Origin of the sequence: Agrobacterium sp. rho-13.3, assembly GCF_033957765.2 — a bacterium.
Taxonomy (GTDB): Bacteria; Pseudomonadota; Alphaproteobacteria; order Rhizobiales; family Rhizobiaceae; genus Agrobacterium.
This window is the reverse complement of sequence record NZ_CP192775.1, coordinates 1,535,408-1,553,934: the sequence shown is the minus strand read 5'-3', so window position 1 is coordinate 1,553,934 and position 18,527 is coordinate 1,535,408. Positions and strand designations below refer to the sequence as shown.

General features: G+C 56.0%; 14 protein-coding genes and 1 riboswitch. Of the genes, 13 read left to right on the top strand and 1 reads right to left on the bottom strand.

All coding sequences use genetic code 11. The features are described from left to right. Positions 1 to 8: 8 nt before the first annotated feature. The 3 genes from RMR16_RS21925 to RMR16_RS21915 all read left to right on the top strand — a co-directional run bounded on the left by RMR16_RS21925 (position 9) and on the right by RMR16_RS21915 (position 4,115). Positions 9 to 2,009, top strand: coding sequence for an acetyl/propionyl/methylcrotonyl-CoA carboxylase subunit alpha (locus RMR16_RS21925; RefSeq protein ID WP_320197727.1), 2,001 nt, complete (start codon positions 9 to 11; stop codon positions 2,007 to 2,009). Between the two features lie 162 nt (positions 2,010 to 2,171). Then, positions 2,172 to 3,230: a P1 family peptidase gene (locus RMR16_RS21920; protein WP_320197726.1), complete on the top strand. Its 1,059-nt coding sequence runs from the start codon at positions 2,172 to 2,174 to the stop codon at positions 3,228 to 3,230. Between the two features lie 18 nt (positions 3,231 to 3,248). Next, positions 3,249 to 4,115, top strand: a complete 867-nt coding sequence (locus RMR16_RS21915; protein ID WP_320197725.1) for a D-amino-acid transaminase — start codon at positions 3,249 to 3,251, stop codon at positions 4,113 to 4,115. A 21-nt stretch (positions 4,116 to 4,136) separates the two neighbouring features. On the opposite strand, the gene RMR16_RS21910 is transcribed toward RMR16_RS21915, so the two are convergent. Further along, complete coding sequence (locus RMR16_RS21910) at positions 4,137 to 5,648, bottom strand: serine hydrolase domain-containing protein (protein ID WP_320197724.1); 1,512 nt, start codon at positions 5,646 to 5,648, stop codon at positions 4,137 to 4,139. A 119-nt stretch (positions 5,649 to 5,767) separates the two neighbouring features. Between RMR16_RS21910 and RMR16_RS21905 the strand changes: the two genes are divergently transcribed. From RMR16_RS21905 to thiD, 10 genes are all read left to right on the top strand, one after another. Further along, positions 5,768 to 6,805: a dipeptidase gene (locus tag RMR16_RS21905; protein WP_320197723.1), complete on the top strand. Its 1,038-nt coding sequence runs from the start codon at positions 5,768 to 5,770 to the stop codon at positions 6,803 to 6,805. A gap of 225 nt (positions 6,806 to 7,030) precedes the next feature. Further along, positions 7,031 to 9,631: a bifunctional lysylphosphatidylglycerol flippase/synthetase MprF gene (gene mprF / locus RMR16_RS21900; RefSeq protein WP_320197722.1), complete on the top strand. Its 2,601-nt coding sequence runs from the start codon at positions 7,031 to 7,033 to the stop codon at positions 9,629 to 9,631. Then, the gene (locus tag RMR16_RS21895) at positions 9,628 to 10,995 is read left to right on the top strand and encodes an AcvB/VirJ family lysyl-phosphatidylglycerol hydrolase (RefSeq protein ID WP_320197721.1); all 1,368 of its coding nucleotides are present in this window, start codon (positions 9,628 to 9,630) and stop codon (positions 10,993 to 10,995) included. The genes mprF and RMR16_RS21895 overlap by 4 nt, the downstream gene beginning before the upstream one ends. Before the next feature lie 88 nt (positions 10,996 to 11,083). Next, positions 11,084 to 12,226 (top strand): M24 family metallopeptidase, encoded by a 1,143-nt coding sequence (locus RMR16_RS21890; protein WP_320197720.1) that lies wholly within the window; start codon positions 11,084 to 11,086, stop codon positions 12,224 to 12,226. 82 nt (positions 12,227 to 12,308) lie between these two features. Next, entirely contained in the window at positions 12,309 to 13,646 is a 1,338-nt protein-coding gene (locus tag RMR16_RS21885; RefSeq protein ID WP_320197719.1) for a telomere resolvase, read from the top strand. Between the two features lie 369 nt (positions 13,647 to 14,015). Then, positions 14,016 to 14,954: a LysR family transcriptional regulator gene (locus RMR16_RS21880; protein WP_320197718.1), complete on the top strand. Its 939-nt coding sequence runs from the start codon at positions 14,016 to 14,018 to the stop codon at positions 14,952 to 14,954. A gap of 151 nt (positions 14,955 to 15,105) precedes the next feature. Then, entirely contained in the window at positions 15,106 to 16,098 is a 993-nt protein-coding gene (iolG, locus tag RMR16_RS21875) for an inositol 2-dehydrogenase (RefSeq protein ID WP_320197717.1), read from the top strand. Between the two features lie 81 nt (positions 16,099 to 16,179). Continuing rightward, positions 16,180 to 16,282, top strand: a riboswitch (TPP riboswitch). Positions 16,283 to 16,345: 63 nt separating this feature from the next. Further along, a complete protein-coding gene (locus RMR16_RS21870; protein ID WP_320197716.1) occupies positions 16,346 to 17,083 on the top strand; it encodes a hydroxyethylthiazole kinase in 738 nt (245 codons plus the stop codon). Next, on the top strand, positions 17,073 to 17,729 hold the full coding sequence (gene thiE / locus RMR16_RS21865; RefSeq protein WP_320197715.1) for a thiamine phosphate synthase: 657 nt from the start codon (positions 17,073 to 17,075) through the stop codon (positions 17,727 to 17,729). The genes RMR16_RS21870 and thiE overlap by 11 nt, the downstream gene beginning before the upstream one ends. After that, on the top strand, positions 17,726 to 18,526 hold the full coding sequence (gene thiD / locus RMR16_RS21860) for a bifunctional hydroxymethylpyrimidine kinase/phosphomethylpyrimidine kinase (protein WP_320197714.1): 801 nt from the start codon (positions 17,726 to 17,728) through the stop codon (positions 18,524 to 18,526). Before thiE ends, thiD begins: the two co-directional genes overlap by 4 nt. The last annotated feature ends 1 nt before the right edge of the window (position 18,527 follow it).

The window sequence follows — 18,527 nt, the reverse complement described above, 5'->3', positions numbered from 1 at the left end:
TAACAAGAATGATCTCCAAAATCCTCATCGCCAATCGTGGTGAAATTGCCTGTCGCGTCATTCGCACGGCAAAGAAAATGGGCATCAAAACCGTCGCCGTCTATTCGGATGCCGATGCCAATGCGCTGCATGTGCGCGAAGCGGACGAGGCGGTGAACATCGGCCCGGCACCCTCCAGCCAGTCCTATATCGTCATCGAGAAAATCCTGGACGCCATCAGAAAAACGGGGGCGGATGCGGTGCATCCCGGTTACGGTTTTCTGTCGGAAAACGCCGCCTTTGCGCAAGCGCTGGAAACTGCAGGCGTTACCTTCGTTGGCCCACCTGTCGGTGCCATCAAGGCGATGGGCGACAAGATCACCTCGAAAAAACTGGCGGCAGAAGCTGGCGTTTCCACCGTGCCCGGCCATATGGGCCTTATCGAAAATGCCGATGAGGCGGCCAAGATCGCGGCATCCGTCGGCTATCCGGTCATGATCAAGGCATCCGCCGGTGGTGGCGGCAAGGGTATGCGGATTGCGTGGAACGATGCGGAGGCACGCGAAGGTTTTCAGTCGTCCAAAAACGAGGCGAAATCCTCGTTTGGTGATGACCGTATTTTCATCGAAAAATTCGTAACCCAGCCGCGTCACATCGAAATTCAGGTGCTGGGAGACAAGCACGGCACCGTGCTTTATCTGGGTGAGCGCGAATGCTCCATCCAGCGCCGAAACCAGAAGGTCATAGAAGAAGCGCCCTCGCCTTTTCTGGATGAGGCAACGCGCAAGGCCATGGGTGAACAGGCCGTGACATTGGCCAAGGCGGTTGGATATTTTTCGGCTGGCACGGTGGAGTTCATCGTGGACGGTGAGCGCAATTTCTATTTTCTGGAAATGAACACGCGCCTTCAGGTCGAACACCCCGTCACCGAACTTGTGACTGGCATTGATCTCGTCGAGCAGATGATCCGCGTCGCCTCCGGCGAAAAACTCTCCTTGGCGCAGGATGATGTGAAGCTGAATGGCTGGGCCATTGAAAGCCGCCTTTATGCCGAAGACCCCTATCGCAACTTCCTGCCCTCCATCGGACGGCTGACGCGCTATCGCCCGCCAGTGGAAGGGCCGCAGAAAAACGGCACGATCATCCGCAACGATACCGGCGTCTTCGAGGGTGGCGAGATATCGATGTATTACGACCCGATGATTGCCAAGCTTTGCACATGGGCACCGGAGCGCATTGCGGCCATTGATGCGATGAGCGAGGCGCTGGACCGTTTCGAAGTCGAAGGTATCGGTCATAACCTTCCATTCCTGTCTGCGGTGATGCAGAACCAGCGTTTTCGCGAGGGGAATCTGACGACAGGTTTCATTGCGGAGGAATTTCCAGAAGGGTTCTCGGGCGTTGAGCCGGATACCGAGGATGCGCGAAAAATATCCGCCATCGCTGCCCTCATTCAACACCGCTTACAGACACGTGCCTCCCAGATCTCAGGCACGATAGGCAATCACCGTCGTGTGGTTGGCAAGGATTGGGTCGTGTCGTTTGCAGAAGGAGATCATAAACTCAATCTCCAGATTGTCGACGAGACTACGGCAATGTTCGAGGACGGAACCGCAATTCCGATCAAAACGGACTGGCTTCCCGGCCAGACATCGGCCCTCTTCACCGCGGGGGATGCTGTCATGGCGATCAAGGTTGATCTTTCTCCGTCCACCATCCGGCTTCGCTGGCGCGGCATGGATGTCATGGCCCGCGTGCGCAGTCCGCGCGTGGCGGAACTGGCGCGGTTGATGCCAAAAAAACTGCCGCCAGATACATCGAAAATGCTGCTATGCCCCATGCCAGGCGTCCTCACAACGATTGCCGTCAATGAAGGCGATAGGGTGGAAGCCGGTCAGGCTCTTGCGACCGTGGAGGCAATGAAGATGGAAAATATTCTGCGCGCGGAGCGCAGCGGACGGATCAGCAAAATTGCGGTAAAAACGGGAGACAGCCTTGCTGTTGACGAGGTGATTCTGGAATTCGAATAACGTCACCCTCGTTTTGCACAGCGTCGCGAACAGACACAATTTTTACGCTGCCGTTCTGCCACAAATCACGCTAACTTGTGCGCCAAGCAAGCCGATGAGTCTGGAGCACCAGACCTTGCAGCCCTTTCGCCTCTGGCTAAAAGCCAAAAGAGTACATGCCCGATGCCTGACGACACCCGAATGAGACTGCGCGATATCGGTTTTAATCCAGGTGTGTTTGAAACAGGCAGTCTAAACGCCATCACGGATGTCGCTGGCGTGCAAATTGGCCATTCGACCATTATCGAAGGCGATACCATCCGCACCGGGGCAACAGCGATTTTGCCCCATGGCGGCAATCTGTTTCAGGAGAAGGTTCCGGCAGCACTTGCGGTCTATAATGGTTTTGGAAAATTCGTCGGTGCAACGCAGATTGAAGAATTGGGTGAAATAGAAACACCCATCATTCTCACCAACACCCTAGCCACCGGCCGCGCTATCGAAGCGATCAATCGCTACACACTTGCGCAACCCGGCAACGAAAATGTTGTCTCGCTGAATGCCGTTGTCGGTGAAACCAACGATTCCCGACTGAACGATATTCGTGCCGGTCGCCCGACCGTGGACGAAATCGCCGCAGCTCTCGGCAATGCTGGTGAAGGTATCGTCGAAGAAGGTGCTGTGGGCGCAGGCGCAGGAACCGTCGCCTTCGGCATGAAGGGCGGCATCGGCACCAGTTCGCGCATCGTTTCCATTGCGGGCGAACGTTACACGCTGGGCGTCATCGTTCAGTCCAACTACGGCGGAAACCTGCTTGCGTGCGGAAAACCCTATGAAAGCCCGCAGAACTTGGATAAGGACGGCTCAATCGTCATCATCCTTGCCACCGACGCTCCGCTCTCGTCGCGCAATCTCAAACGGCTGGCGGCACGATCTTTCGGGGGACTGGCGCGCACGGGTGCTGCTTTGAGCAACGGCTCCGGCGACTATGCGCTGGCCTTTTCCACGGCAGACAGCGCTCGGCGCACGCCGGAGCGGCGCAAAGCGCTTCACGCTTACCCAGAGCTTTCCAACGATGTGATATCGCCCCTGTTCGAAGCTGCCATCGAAGCGACGGAGGAAGCCATTCTCAATTCTCTTTGCATGGCAACACCCACACAGGGGTTCAACGCCAGCACCGGCAAAGCCACCACAGTTTCCGCCATTTCCATCGAGTCGCTGAAAAAGCTGCTCCTCTCCTGACACTGTAAAGGAACCAACATGCCAACCCAAAACGACCGCATCGTTTATCTCAACGGTGCATTTCTGCCCGAATCCGAAGCCAAGCTATCTATCTTCGACCGTGGTTTTCTGTTTGGAGACGGTATTTATGAAGTGACCTCCGTTCTGGATGGCAAGCTGATCGACAGCGACCTTCACATGGCGCGGCTTCAGCGCAGTGTCGGCGAAATCGGCATTACCTTGCCGGTTACGACGCAGCAGATTGTTGAGGCGGAGCGCCGGCTGGTTGTGGACAACAATCTCACCGAAGGCATGATCTATCTGCAAATAACGCGTGGCGCGGAAGATCGGAACTTCCTGTTTTCCGCTGATTTGCAGCCAACGCTCGTCATGTTCACTCAGGCTAAAAAGCTTGTTGGCGGAGCCGTTGAAGCAGCCGGTCTGGCGGTGAAATCCGTTCCTGACCAGCGCTGGGAGCGTCGCGATATCAAGTCCGTCTGCCTGCTGCCGCAGGTGCTGGCAAAGCGTATCGCCAAAGAAGCGGGCTGCGACGAAGCATGGATGATCGAGGACGGTTTCGTGACCGAAGGCGCGTCTTCGACGGCCTACATTATCACGGCAGACAAAAAACTGGTGACACGCGGCAACAGCAACAAGACGTTGCCGGGTTGCACACGGCAAGCCGCTTTGCAGTTGGTCGCGGAAGCGGGTCTGACACTGGAGGAGCGGCCTTTCACGCTTGCGGAAGCCCTTGAGGCCCAGGAAGCAGCGCTTTCCAGCGCATCCAACTTCGTGATGTCCATCACCACAATCGACGGCAAGCCAGTGGGCACCGGCAAACCCGGCCCGCTGGTAACGCGCCTGCGGGAGCTTTATCTCGAAAACGCCCGCCGCACGGCGATTTGATCTTACATGGCGCTCAGCCCATCAGGTTGAGCGCCGGTACTCGATCATCCGCGCGCGGCTGGAAACAAGCTCCAGCCGGTCATGATCCAGCAGGTTCACGCAAACCCGTTTGGTCCATGGCCCATCATGCAGCGTGAAGAGGAAGCGACCGTTGCCTAGTGCTTTCAACGGCATGGTTTGACGCGTCGGGCCGACGCCCATGGAAAGCATACCACCGGCAACCACCAATTCGGCCCCTTCATCGGAGCGCCATTGGCCGGAAAGTGTCGTCGGAACAGCATGGTGTTTGACGGGGAGGAAACGACGCGGCGCGTGGCCCGCTTCCCCCACCAGCGCCTCACCTTCCAGATGCAGACGTATGGGAGAAGACGCGGAACGGGACGAAACCCAACCATCGCCATCATCATACAATGTATCTTCGCCATCAATGAACGTGCAGGCGCTGCCTTTGATTTCCAGCCACCACGGGCCGGCTTCGGTGACGTAAAGCCCGTCCGGCAGGATGGTGGAAGGTGTTGGCAGCGGCAAATGCGTCAGCGCTGCCATGCTTTCCAAGGCAATTTTAAAGCCGTTCGTGTCTTCACGGTTTGAAACCACAACGAAACCAGTCCCGTTTTCCGGGTCCAGCAGGAAGTAGGTTTTGTAACCGGGATGCGAACCGCCGTGGCCGACAAAACGCCGTTCGCCCAGATGCGTCCGGCGCAGGCCCAGCCCATAGTCGCTCAACCGACCATCCGCCAGCGGGCGCTTTGAGGACTGCCTTTCAAGGACACCCGCAAAACCGTTTTCGCCGTTCAGCAAAACCTGAAGCCAGCGCACAAGCGCCTCGGCGCTGCCCGCCAGACTGCCAGACGCAGAAATATGCAGACCGGCGGCGGAAAGCTGCCAACCATCTTTACCCTTCCAGTAACCGGGCGCGAGCCCGTCAACCGGATCGTTCCAGACATCTGGCGCTTTCAGGAAAACGCCGAGCGGGGCAGCGATCTTTTCCTGCACGAAGTCATTAAAGCGCAAACCATTGCGTTCGAGTGCTGCCTCCACCAAACGATATCCGGTGTTGGAATAGGAAACCTCACTGCCCGCCGGAAAATTAAGCCGGGTAAGACGTGAAAGATAGTCCAGCAACGGCGCAGCTTTGGTTTCGGTGTAAACCGAAAGTCCCAGAAGCGAGAGGCACTCGCGCACATCCGGCAGACCGCCACTCATATCCAGCGCTTGCCCCACAGTCACATCGCGCAGTGGCGCTTGTAGCCCGGTCATATGTTTGCCGAGAGGATCATCGAGCGCGACTAAATCGCTGTTTTCCAGCACCATGGCGCAGAAAACATGCTTGGTCACGGATGCATAACGCACCACACTCTGCGGCGTAAATGGCGCAAAGGTCGTCAGGCTTTCGACACCGCCAGAGTGAGCAAAACGGATGCCAGACAGATCAAAGCCGATCACCGAACCGCCGGGTTCTCGGCTCGTCCATTGCGAAACGAAATTCTCCGCGATTTTCGAGGCGGTGTTCCAATCGAGTTCAGTCGGCATGTAATTTTCCGTTCAAATGACGTCGTTGATGTGCGAAGCCCTGTTCGAAGACTGCATTTGCACCTATGTGACGATGACAGCAACGCCCCACCAGAAAATTATCCGAAAGCGACCGATATATGACCAGCCCAAATGCCGTACCAGTTTTCGATGGCCACAACGACGTGCTGTTGCGATTGAAACTGTCTGGCCATAACGCGCCTGAGAGACTGTTTCTGGACGGCGACACCGTGGGGCATATCGATCTTCCCCGCGCTCAGCAGGGCGGTTTGGCAGGCGGTCTTTGCGCAATCTATGTGCCCTCGCCGCGCGGCTTCGATGCAGAGGGTAATTTTCTGGCACCAGCCCAGCAGGACGCGCTCGCGTCGACACTTGGCATGGCAAACCTGCTCTTTCGCATCGAAGCCGGGTCCAAGGGCAAGGTCAAAGTGTGCCGCAGTGCCTCGGATATTCGCGATTCCATCACAAACGGCACTTTCGCTTCGGTTTTGCACATTGAGGGTGTTGAAGCCTTCGATGCCGACCTCAACGCGCTTTATGTGTTGCATCAGGCCGGGCTTCGCACATTGGGGCCGGTCTGGAGCCGTCCCAATATTTTTGCTTACGGCGTTCCCTTCCGCTTTCCATCGACGCCGGATATTGGTCCTGGCCTCTCGGACGCAGGCAAGCGCCTGGTCAAGACCTGCAACGAATTGAAGGTTCTGGTGGATCTTTCCCACATGAATGAGCAGGGTTTCTGGGATATTGCCCAAATTTCCGATGCGCCGCTGGTTGCTTCGCATTCCAATGCCCACACGCTGTGCAACCACAGCCGTAACCTCACAGATCGCCAGTTCGACGCCATACGGGACACTGGCGGACTTGCGGGAATCAACTTTGGCGTGTTATTTCTTCGCCAAGACGGCGTCAAAAATCCAGATACAGACCTCGGTGAGTTGGTTCGCCATGTCGATTACATGGTCGAGCGCATGGGCATCGACCATGTTGCGCTTGGGTCGGACTTTGACGGGACGACGATACCTGCCGCAATGAAAGATGCATCCGATCTCCAGTTGCTCGTCGATGCGCTCCGTCTGGCCGGTTACGATCAGCAATCGCTTGAGAAAATCTGCCACGGTAACTGGATACGGGTGCTGGAAAAGACTTGGGGAGCATAAGTTAGCGTGGCGAAAAATATTCATGACGCACAGCCACCAGACAGTTGCTTTAGTGCCAACAAAGGATCACAAACCGTCGCCGTATTACTGCATGCTACTTCGCTGCGCTGTCCGTTCGAAGATTTTTTGAAATAGAAGTCAAATCTTCGTATTTGTGAAACCACAACGAACTAGCGTCACAATCCTGTGGTTCGCCAGATGTGATCTGGTCTTGTGGAAAAGCATATGACAGAGAAGAATGACGTTGCGGAAATTGAAGAGGCCGAAGGTGGCCTGAGCGGTTTTTTCGAGCGGTATAGATCTCAACTCACATCCATCGCCGTGACGGTTGTTTTCGTCATGATGACGGTGACGATCTACAAGCTGACATCCGAAGTTCGTTACGATGACATTGTCGACGCGCTTGCCGATACAAGCTGGCGTTCCGTCGCGCTGGCAATCATTTTTACCGCGCTCAGCTTTGCCGCACTGATCTGTTATGATGCCAATGCCATCGAATATATCGGCAAAAAAGTGCCCGCGCCCTCGGTCATTGCCACGGCCTTCATAGCCTATGCGGTCGGCAACACGGCGGGCTTCGGCCCCTTGAGTGGCGGCGCCATCCGCTTTCGTGCCTATTCGCGGCTTGGGATGACGCCGAGCGACATTGCCCGCATCATTGCATTTGTAACCCTGTCTTTCGGCCTCGGCCTTCTTGCCGTCAGCGCCCTCTCCACACTCATCGTCGCACCCCGTGTCGCCAGCATCATCGGCATCGACGCAGGCTGGCTGAGAGGTGTAGCGCTCATCGTCATCTGCATCATGACAACGCTGATGTTTTTGGGAAGACACGGCAGGGTCATCCAGATCAAAAAACTGAAACTGCGCCTGCCCGACAGCCGTACATCATCGCGCCAGTTTCTGGTTTCCGCACTCGATATCGCAGCCTCGGCTTCCGTTCTTTACGTGTTGCTACCCGAAACGAATGTTGGCTGGCCCAGCTTCTTTGCCATTTATGCGACGGCCGTGGGCCTCGGCGTTCTCAGCCACGTCCCCGCAGGTCTCGGTGTTTTCGAAACGGTGATGGTCGCTGGCCTCGGCAACGCCATCAGCCTTGATCAGCTGCTTGGCGGGCTTGTGCTTTACCGCATGATTTATCATGTGCTGCCGCTCATCGTTGCCATCATCTTGATGCTCGCGACGGAAATGAAGCAGTTTGCGTCAAAGCCGGTCATGGCAGATATCGGCAATCTTGCCGCACGGCTCGCCCCTTCGCTGCTGTCCGCGTATGCGCTCATCCTCGGAACGATGTTGATTTTTTCAAGCGTGACACCGACGCCGGACAGCAATCTTGATTTCCTGTCTGGTTTCGTACCGCTGCCGATCATCGAAGCCGCACACTTTCTGTCCAGTATTCTGGGCCTCGTTCTGGTCGTTGCATCACGCGGACTGAGCCAACGTCTTGATGGCGCGTGGTGGGTCGCGCTGGTTGCTGCGGTTGGCGGCCTGTTCCTGTCTCTGATCAAGGCCATCGCAATTTTCGAAGCGATATTCCTTGGAATTTTTATCGTCGCCCTGTTTTTCAACGTGCGCAGCTTCACGCGCCACGCATCGCTTCTGCGCCAAGCGCTCGGGCCGACATGGCTTGCCGCCATGGCGGTTATCGTCGCGGGTGCGGCAACCATCCTGTTCTTCGTTTACCGCGATACCGACTACAGCCAGACCCTGTGGTGGCAGTTCGAGTTTTCGGAAGAAGCACCGCGCAGCCTTCGCGCCCTTCTCGGCCTCGTGCTGGCGTCATCGACCGTCGCGATTTTCAGCCTTTTGCGGCCGGTCATATACCGACCCGAAGAGATACACCCCGACGATATAGTACGTGCAACAGCAATCGTGGAGAAACAAAACGTTGCCGACGCCAATCTGGTGCGCATGGGCGACAAACACGTCATGCTGTCAGAAAGCGGCAATGCCTTCATCATGTATGGTATTCGTGGTCGATCATGGATTGCCATGGCCGATCCGGTGGGTGACGAAAAGGATTTTGCCGATCTGGTCTGGCAATTCGTTGAAACCGCACGCGCGTCGGGCGGACGAGCGGTGTTGTACCAGATTTCGCCATCCATCCTTCCGCACTGCGCCGATGCTGGCCTCCGGGCCTTCAAGCTGGGTGAGCTTGCCATGGTCGATCTTACCCGTTTCGAACTGAAGGGCGGCAAACTTGCCAACTTGCGGCAATCGCTGAGCCGTGGTGCACGGGATGGCCTGACGTTTTCTGTCATCGACACACCACAGGTTCCAGAGATTTATGACGACCTGAAACGGGTGTCGGATTCCTGGCTCGAGCATCACAACACCCGCGAAAAAACATTCTCCCTGGGGTCTTTCGAGAAGGACTACGTTCTGTCTCAGCCCATGGCTGTGTTGCACAAGGATGGGCAGATCACCGCATTTGCGAACCTTTTGGTGACCGAAACGAAAAGCGAAGTCACCGTTGATCTCATGCGTTTCTCGCCGGATGCGCCACGCGGTTCGATGGACTTTCTCTTTGTAAGCATTATTGAATATATGCGAGAACAGGGTTACTCCTATTTCAATCTGGGCATGGCGCCGCTGTCGGGCATGTCCAAACGTGAAGCGGCCCCCGTGTGGGACCGTATTGGTGGCACATTGTTCGAGCATGGAGAACGCTTCTACAACTTCAAAGGATTGAGAGCGTTCAAATCCAAGTTCCATCCGAAGTGGGAGCCGCGCTATGTCGCGGTCTCCAACGGAACGAGCGCGGCTTTGGCATTGATGGACACAACCGTGCTTATCAGCGGTGGCGTCAGAGGAGTGATCGGTAAATGACAGGTGCGAAATATCTCAAAGCCGCGTTACTGGCAGCCGCACTTCTTCTGCCGCTTCAAGCCCATTCGCAGGACGCCAAAGAACAATACCAGACGGGCATGATCCCGTCCGACCATATCATGCTGCCGGATGGCGACGTGACGGCCAACATATTCCTGATATCCGGCGAAAGCGGCTGGAGCGATGATGACCAGAAAGAAGCCGAAGCGCTGGTCGAAAAAGGTGCCGCCGTCGTTGGCATCGATTTTCCGAAATACATCGCAGCACTCAAAGCCAATGACGACGAATGCATCTACATGATTTCCGACATCGAAGAACTTGCGCAGGAAATACAGCGCAAGGCAGGCGTGTCGAGCTACCGCCCGCCCATCGTTGCCGGCATCGGCGGCGGCGGCACACTGGCACTTGCAATGATTGCCCAAAGCCCCGCAGCGACGATTGGCGAAGCTGTCGCCGTTGATCCGCTGGCTGGTATTCCGCTGGACAATATATTGTGCACGCCTGCGACGAAGGAAAAAGATAACGGACGCACGATTTACGGCCTCACCGATGGCCCGCTTCCTGCACCCGTTAGCGTGATTTTCACGCCCAAGGCCGATGAGAAGGGCCGTAAGCACGTTGACGATCTCGTCAAACTGCACGCCGATATCGACGTCAACGAGTCAACGGACGACGCAAAAATCTCGCTGGCCCAGACCCTGCAAGACCGCATCGATGCCGCCGGGAACACAGACAATCCGCTGGGATTGCCGCTGACCGTGCTGGAAGCCAAACCCACCATGGACACCATGGCGATCATCTATTCGGGTGATGGCGGATGGCGTGATCTGGACAAGGATGTTGGCAGTTTCCTTCAGCAAGATGGCGTGCCGACCATCGGCATTGATTCCCTTCGCTATTTCTGGTCCGAAAAGAAGCCGCAGGAAATCGCTGATGACCTGTCGCGCATTATCGACACCTACCGCAAGGAGTGGAAGGTCAAGAATGTCATGCTGATCGGTTACTCGTTCGGCGCAGACATTATTCCGGTGACTTTCAACGCCCTGTCCGACAAGGACAAAAGCCGCGTTGTGCAGATGAGCCTGCTGTCGCTGTCGCATGAGGTGTCCTACGAAATTTCCGTCGGTGGCTGGCTCGGCGTTTCAGGCTCGAGCGAGCAGGATCCGGTCAAAGACCTCGCCAAAATAAACCCCAAGATCGTTCAGTGTGTTTACGGCACAGAAGACGATGATGCGGCTTGCCCCGCATTGAAAGATAAGGGCGTCGAAATCGTCGGAATTGAAGGCGGGCATCATTTCGATGAGGATTATGAGGCACTGACAAAACGCATCGTCGCAGCGCTCAGGCAACGTCTGAAACAATAGGTCGGCACGCGAACTTTTCTGTCGACACATTGAATACAGAGTCAAGCCTTTGTATTGATCGATTATGAAATCAACAAAGGTCTGATCGATGAACCTTGTAAACAAACCTGCATCCATTGGCGATGCGGAACGCCTTGAGAGACTTGGACGCCTGCGCGGCAAGATGGAAGAACAGGGCATTGCTGCCCTACTGCTGGGTTCCAGCGAAAGCCTTCGCTATTTCACCGGTCTTGTCTGGCACCAGAGTGAGCGGCTGCTCGGCGCCCTGATCACGAAAACAGACCTGCATTACATTGTGCCCGGTTTCGAAAAGAGCCGTGTGGATACACTTCCCCATCTGAATGGCGACATTCATATCTGGCAGGAAGAAGAACGCCCGGCAGCACTGGTTGCTTCGCTCATCGAAGGCAAAGGCCGCGTTGCACTGGACGATGCCTTTCCGCTCTTCATCTATCACGCCCTTGCCAAAGAATTGGGACAGGATCGCCTGATCGATGGCGGCAGCTTGATCAGCAGCCTGCGAATTCGAAAGTCACCATCCGAAATCGCCATCATTCAATACGCCATGGATCTGACGCTGGAGGTGCAAAAGCGCGCCCACGGCATCATGAAACCAGGCATTCGCGCATCCCAAGTCGTTCGCTACATTGATGAACAGCATCTTGAGCTTGGCGGTGAAGGCGGCTCCTATTTCTGCATCGTCTCGTTTGGCACAGCCACATCGCTTCCGCACGGCGCGGATGGCGATCAGGTGCTACAACGTGGTGACGTTATTCTTGTCGATACCGGCACACGGATCGATGGCTACCATTCTGATCTGACGCGCACCTATGTTCTTGATGAACCGAGCGCAGATTTCGCACGCGCATGGTCCATCGAACGTGAAGCACAACAAGCCGTCTTCGATGCCGCGAAGCTCGGCGCTCCCTGCGGCAGCCTTGATGATGCCGCCCGTATTGTGATGACAAGACATGGCCTTGGGCCGGACTATGCACTGCCGGGCCTGCCGCATCGCGCCGGCCATGGTCTGGGGCTGGAAATTCACGAACAGCCCTACATCGTGCGGGGAAACTCTCTGCCATTGGCAGAAGGCATGTGTTTTTCCAATGAACCGATGCTGGTTTATCCAGACCGTTTCGGCATTCGGCTAGAGGACCATATTTATATGGATGGTCAGGGCGCAAAATGGTTTACCCAGCCAGCCAAGTCGCCAGCTGAACCATTTTCCTGACATGTATTTTCAGTCAAATTTGAGCGTTGTTATTGCACCGGAAATATATTTTATATAGTGAAGCATATTCATGGAGCCAACAATGTCCGCGACTGAAAAAAGAAAGACAAAGACTCCGATTCTCGTGGATCGGATCGCGGAATTTGTTGAAAAATTACAGCTGACGAAAAAGCAGGACGGCACGTTCGACACCAAGAAAATCGGTGCGCTTTGGAATGAAGAAGTCCGCTTTCATTTCGAGAATGGCAGAACCGAAAAGACCCTCGAACTTTATATTGTAAAATATAGATATGCGTTGAAAGACGCTTTTGGTCCAAAAACCACGCCTCTCGCAATCTGCAATATGAAAAAGCTGCGCGAGCGGCTGGATACCTATATTAAAACCGCAGATTATCCGTTGACGGGTGTTGCGAGTTCGATCGAGGAAAAGCTTGAGCGCGCAGAACACAATATGGCTGGGCGCAAGCCACGTTTTCTTCTGCGTGTGTCGGATTTTATTGCCGCAACGAACGGACTGACCACGAAACCCGAAATGCAGGCTTTGTGGGACGGCGAGATGCTGTCCATGGGCGACAAGGCGCAAGCCACCGTCATTTCCTACATCACCAAATACCGCAACGCCATTCGCGAGGCTTTCGGCGACGATCATCCCATGCTGCGCATCGCGGCGGGAACGCCACAGCTTTATGATGAAGCGCGTAAGATCAAAATGGCGAAGATCGCCACCAAACACGGATCGCTGATTACCTTTGAAAACTATGCCGAGGTGATGAAGCGGTGTCGGCGCTATCTGCTGTCTTCCGATCCGATGACCGTCGCCATCGGTTTGATGGGGACGACCGGACGGCGGCCCTATGAAGTTTTCACGCAGGCCGAATTGACGCCAGCGCCTTACGCAAAAGGCGTTTCGAAGTGGAGCGTGCTGTTTAACGGACAGGCAAAAACCAAGCAGGGTGAAGGTACCAAATTTGGCGTAACCTACGAAATCCCTGTGCTGGAGCAGTCGAAAATCGTGCTTGATGCCTATCACCGTCTGCGGGATAGCAGCGATGGGAAACTATGGCTTGGGCTGAATGTGGATGATTTTTCATCCGACGTTCGCTTGCCATTGCGGGATGAGGTCATCAGCAGGTTCGACGACATCTGGCCAAAGGAAGAGCCACCGAAACCCTATGGCCTGCGCCATCTTTACGCAGAAATTGCCTACCGCAATTTCGCGCCGTCAAACGTTTCCAAAAATAGTTATTTCGCGGCGATCCTTGGCCACAACAACAATGATCTCGAAACGTCACTGTCCTACATGACCTACACCTTCCCGGAGGATGAGGTTGCGTCCAAGGCCCGTGCCGAGCGTGTCGCCGACCGCACGATCCGCCAGATGATCAGCGTCAACCAGATGCCGGGCGCCGCAAGGAAATAGGCCCATACCTGTTCAAGCGCGATGAACAGGCACCTATCTTCAACGCCACATCAAATTGCCGATTCCCATCCAGGGCGGAATCTCATGGGGCGATATCTCAAGCCTTCCGTGGGATTGTTCGACGCGTGAAAACCGACATTTCCGGTCTCATGAAGCGAGTGAAAACATCCTAATTTAGTTATGTTTCAGCACCTTAGCGTCACCCATTGCGAGCAATCCCCTGCGCCAAGGTGTTTGGCTTGTCATTTTCCAGCTTATCCACATCGGAAAATACAATCCATGGTGGACGAGGATGGTCAGCGGTCGATTCACATGTCATAAACTGAGGTAGAAGCGAAAGATCGCAAGCAGACTTCCGAAGGCGATGCTATGATAGAGCAGTATCTCGATACACGACAACTCGAAGCATTCGTTGCGGTGATGTCGATAGGGAGCATGACGGGTGCTGCCAAAGCGCTTGGAAAATCGCAGCCCGTCATCAGCCGTCTCATTCAGGATCTTGAGCAGGAAATCGGCTTCGTCCTGCTTCATCGCAACGGCCCACGCATTGCCCCAACCGAACAAGGTGTGGCGTTTTTTACGCAGGCAGAACTGTTTCTGGGCGGGCTGCGCACGATCAGCGAAAGAGCGCGGCAGATTGAAAGCAGCGGGGCAAGACCAATCGAGATCGCATCGATCCCGGCTCTTGCAGCAAGCCTCGTGCCGCTCGCGCTCAAAGACATTGCGGAAGAGCACTTTCCCAAACACGTTCATCTCCAGAGCATCGCATCGGAAAATGTCGTTCAAGCGGTGGTCGCACGCACAGCCGATGTTGGCATTGCAAGCCTGCCGCTGGATAATCCGGGGCTGGATGTTCACTGGATCGGTGAAGTGCCCTGTGTCGCCATCGTGGCCGCTGGTGATGAACTGGCGCAAAAAACCATTGTCACACCGCAGGATTTGGCAGCGCGACGCATCATTGCTTCGGCCAATCCTTACCGTCTTCGCATGCGCATTGAAAAAGCATTCAAGGATCAGGGCATTGCCCTGAACGATGTCGTGGACAGCAACGCAACCTATGTTTCGCTTGCGCTGGCGCGAGCCGGCCTTGGAGTTGCCATCGTGGAGTCCGTCACGATCAGCGGTCTGCCCATCGACGGCGTCGCCGTTTTGCCACTCGCGTTTCACATCCCGTTTTACTGGGGCGTCATCACCGCTCTGGGGCGGCCATCTCCCGTGACGATTGAAAACTTTATTCACTCGTTGGAAGAGAATGCGAGGACTTTGCCGGGCTTCCGCAAGCACCAAAATCTTGCCAGTATTCCTTGAGAGAACGACCTCTCGTTCCCGTCTTGACACGAATGAAATGGCGCTCTAGCAAGATGGAACATATATTCCAAATGGGCTTGAGGTGTGCATTGGCGTTCCAAGAAGGGCGCTGAAGGCAGTCGAGACCCGCTAACCAGATCGGGAGGAAACGATGGTTACGAGATTGGCTTTGTTGGGTGCGGGTCGCATCGGAAAGGTCCATGCGAAGGCAATTGCCTCCGACAAACGTGCAAAACTGGTCGCTGTGGTCGATGCTTTTCAGGAAGCCGCACAGGCAATCGCAAATGAAACCGGCTGCAAGATCAGCACCATCGAAGCCGTGCTGGCCGATCCCGATATCGATGCCGTTATCGTTTGCACACCAACCAACACCCACGCGGACCTGATCGAACAGTTTGCACGCGCTGGCAAAGCTGTTTTTTGCGAAAAGCCGATTGATCTGGATGTTGCCCGCGCTGCGGCCTGCATTGAGGTCGTCAAGGAAACCGGCGCCAAGATCATGCTCGGCTTCAACCGCCGTTTCGATCCGCATTTCCGCGCCGTTCGCAAGGCCATCGATGACGGCCAGATCGGCAAAGTCGAAATGGTGACGATCACCAGCCGTGACCCCGGCGCCCCGCCGCCCGAATACATCAAAGTGTCCGGCGGTATTTTCCGCGACATGACCATCCATGATTTCGATATTGCCCGCTTCCTGCTGGGCGAAGACATCGTCAGCGTTTTCGCCACCGGCTCCGTTCTGGTCGATCCCAAGATCGGCGAACTGGGTGACTATGACAGCGCCAGCATCATTCTAACGACCGGCAGCGGACGTCAGGCGATCATTTCCAACTCGCGCCGCGCGACCTATGGTTATGACCAGCGCATCGAAGTGCACGGCTCGCTCGGCTCCGTTTCGGCAGAAAACCAGCGTCCGGTCTCCATCGAAGTCGCAACCAAAGATGGCTACACGCGCCCGCCTCTGCACGACTTCTTCATGACGCGCTACACGGAAGCCTATGCGGCGGAAATTACCGCTTTCATCGATTCCGTCGAAAACAACGTCGCACCGTCACCATCTGCTCAAGACGGCCTGATCGCGCTCAAGCTTGCCGATGCCGCATTGAAATCCGCACGCGAAAAGGTTCTCGTGCAGATCGTATAATCATCGACCATCAAAGGCGGTGGCATTAAGCCTCCGCCTTTTCTACACCATTGACAGCAGACTTAAAAAACGACAATTTCCAGACATTCCGAGGGGAGCATCGCACGATGCTGAGATGGCGCTGAGCCGGACCCTTGAACCTGATCCGGGTCATGCCGGCGTAGGAACGGAACGGTCGCCAAAGGCATACTTTTCTCTTCTTCGCTCACCCTGGGTCTCCGTGATTGTATATGGAGTGGAATAACCCATGGAGAGCTTTCCAACGGCACAAAAGGCGGCAGCGCTTCTGGCGCACGTGCGTGAACAAAGACCGCGTGTTCATTGCCTGATGAACACGGTCGTCCAGAAGTTTACGGCAGATGGCATCACCGCCGTGGGCGGCATTCCGTCGATGACATCATCTGAAGAGGAAATTGAAAGCTTCGTTTCCAAAGTCGGCGCTCTGACCATCAATCTCGGCACGCTGGACGCTGCGCGCCGCAAGGTCATCCGCATCGCGGTCAAGGTCGCAAACGCCCATGGCAAACCGTGGATCGTCGATCCGGTCCATTGTGACTACTCGCCCTCGCGACTGGATTTCGCCCACGAGCTGATCACTCTTCGCCCAACAATCGTGCGCGGCAATGCGGCTGAGATGGCGGTGATAGGCGATGTCGGCGGAGCCCTGCGCATTCAGACAGGGCCGGAAGATCTGCTTCAGGATGGAACGCGAGAAGCAAAAATCGTCAACGGTCATCCGTGGATGGCAAAGGTTACCGGCACCGGCTGCCTTTCCGGTGGCGTGATTGCTGCCTTCATGGCTGTGGAACCGGACCCGATGCTGGCAGCCGCAGCGGCGCTGACCGTCACCGGCGTCTCCGCCGAACTGGCGGCAAAACATGCACGCGGTCCCGGCACTTTCGAAGCGGCCTTCCTGGATGCGCTGGACAGTATCAATGGCCAGGACATTCTTTCCCTTGCGAGAATTGAACACGATGAAAATTGATTACCGTTTGAACGCCTTGGTGGATGCCTCTCTGGCCGATATCGCGCCGCTGCCGGAACTGGCAGCCGTTGCGGCACGACACGGCGCGACGATCATCCAATACCGTGACAAACACGCCTCCACTCGCCAGATGATCGAACAGGCTCTGCTGATCGTTGACGCTTTGAAGGGGACGGGCGTGCCTCTGGTCATCAATGATCGCGTCGATGTGGCGTTGGCGTCTGGCGCGGATGGTGTACATTTGGGGGCCGACGATATGGATGCCCATACTGCAAGGCGTCTTTTGGGGCGTGATGCCGTTATCGGCCTGACAGTTAAAAACAAGAAGGATGCAGAGCGTGCAGCAATCGCGCCTGTGGACTACGCCTGCATCGGCGGCGTTTTCGAGACGATTTCCAAGGTAAACCCGGATGCGCCGGTGGGGCTGGAAGGTCTTCAGCACTTGCGCCACCATCTGAAGCAAGCGCGTCCGGACATGCCCGTTGGCGCCATCGCGGGCATCACGCTGAAACGTGTTGCTCCCGTTATTGCCGCCGGTGCGGATGGTGTTGCCTTGATCTCGGCCCTGTTTCGGGCCGGGGACATCGCAGCGGCGACGCGCGATTTCCGCCGTGAGGTGGACCATGCACTGGAGGCACGCGGATGACCGCCATCGCCTTAACGATTGCCGGGTCCGACAGCGGTGGCGGTGCGGGTATACAGGCCGACTTGAAGACGTTTTCGGCACTCGGCGTTTATGGCGCCAGCGTCATCACCGCCATCACGGCGCAGAACACCAGAGGCGTAAGCGCCGTTGAGGATATTTCCGCTGCGATGATCGCTGCCCAAATGGATGCGGTTTTTTCCGATCTTGACGTCGGCGCGGTGAAAATCGGCATGGTTTCGCGCATTGAAACCATAGAGACGATTTCCGATCGACTGCATGATGCGGGCAGACAGGTGGTGCTGGACCCGGTGATGGTAGCGACATCCGGTGATCGTCTGTTGCAGGAAGATGCGATTGAGACGCTGCGGTCTAAGCTGTTGCCTTTGGCTTTGATCGCCACGCCCAATCTGCCGGAAGCAGCCCTTCTCAGCTGCCAACCGCTGGCGACAAACCGGCAAGAGGTGATCGTTCAGGCCGAGACGATCCTGAAGCTCGGTATTCAGGCCGTTCTCATCAAGGGTGGGCATGGCAGCGGGCCTGAGAGTGTCGATCTTTTGCTGGATGGCAATTCCGTACAGGAATTCTCCATGCCGCGTATTGAGACCCGCAACGACCATGGCACCGGCTGTACGCTGGCCGCGGCGATTACCGCAAATCTAGCGCTCGGCTATTCCTTGGCGGATGCGATTGGACTGGCGAAGGAGTTTTTGCAAGGGGCATTGGCTGCGGGTCGAGAGCTGCATGTCGGCCATGGCCATGGGCCTGTGCATCATTTTTATCGGTGGTGGAACGCCTAAA

Bases quoted from the DNA above. Each gene is read 5' to 3' on its own strand.
- RMR16_RS21910 (WP_320197724.1), bottom strand. From the start codon at position 5,648: ATGCCGACTGAACTCGATTGGAACACCGCCTCGAAAATCGCGGAGAAT.
- RMR16_RS21915 (WP_320197725.1), top strand. From the start codon at position 3,249: ATGCCAACCCAAAACGACCGCATCGTTTATCTCAACGGTGCATTTCTG.
- thiD (WP_320197714.1), top strand. From the start codon at position 17,726: ATGACCGCCATCGCCTTAACGATTGCCGGGTCCGACAGCGGTGGCGGT.
- RMR16_RS21905 (WP_320197723.1), top strand. From the start codon at position 5,768: ATGACCAGCCCAAATGCCGTACCAGTTTTCGATGGCCACAACGACGTG.
- RMR16_RS21885 (WP_320197719.1), top strand. From the start codon at position 12,309: ATGTCCGCGACTGAAAAAAGAAAGACAAAGACTCCGATTCTCGTGGAT.
- RMR16_RS21890 (WP_320197720.1), top strand. From the start codon at position 11,084: ATGAACCTTGTAAACAAACCTGCATCCATTGGCGATGCGGAACGCCTT.
- RMR16_RS21895 (WP_320197721.1), top strand. From the start codon at position 9,628: ATGACAGGTGCGAAATATCTCAAAGCCGCGTTACTGGCAGCCGCACTT.
- RMR16_RS21880 (WP_320197718.1), top strand. From the start codon at position 14,016: ATGATAGAGCAGTATCTCGATACACGACAACTCGAAGCATTCGTTGCG.
- thiE (WP_320197715.1), top strand. From the start codon at position 17,073: ATGAAAATTGATTACCGTTTGAACGCCTTGGTGGATGCCTCTCTGGCC.
- RMR16_RS21920 (WP_320197726.1), top strand. From the start codon at position 2,172: ATGCCTGACGACACCCGAATGAGACTGCGCGATATCGGTTTTAATCCA.
- RMR16_RS21925 (WP_320197727.1), top strand. From the start codon at position 9: ATGATCTCCAAAATCCTCATCGCCAATCGTGGTGAAATTGCCTGTCGC.
- mprF (WP_320197722.1), top strand. From the start codon at position 7,031: ATGACAGAGAAGAATGACGTTGCGGAAATTGAAGAGGCCGAAGGTGGC.
- RMR16_RS21870 (WP_320197716.1), top strand. From the start codon at position 16,346: ATGGAGAGCTTTCCAACGGCACAAAAGGCGGCAGCGCTTCTGGCGCAC.
- iolG (WP_320197717.1), top strand. From the start codon at position 15,106: ATGGTTACGAGATTGGCTTTGTTGGGTGCGGGTCGCATCGGAAAGGTC.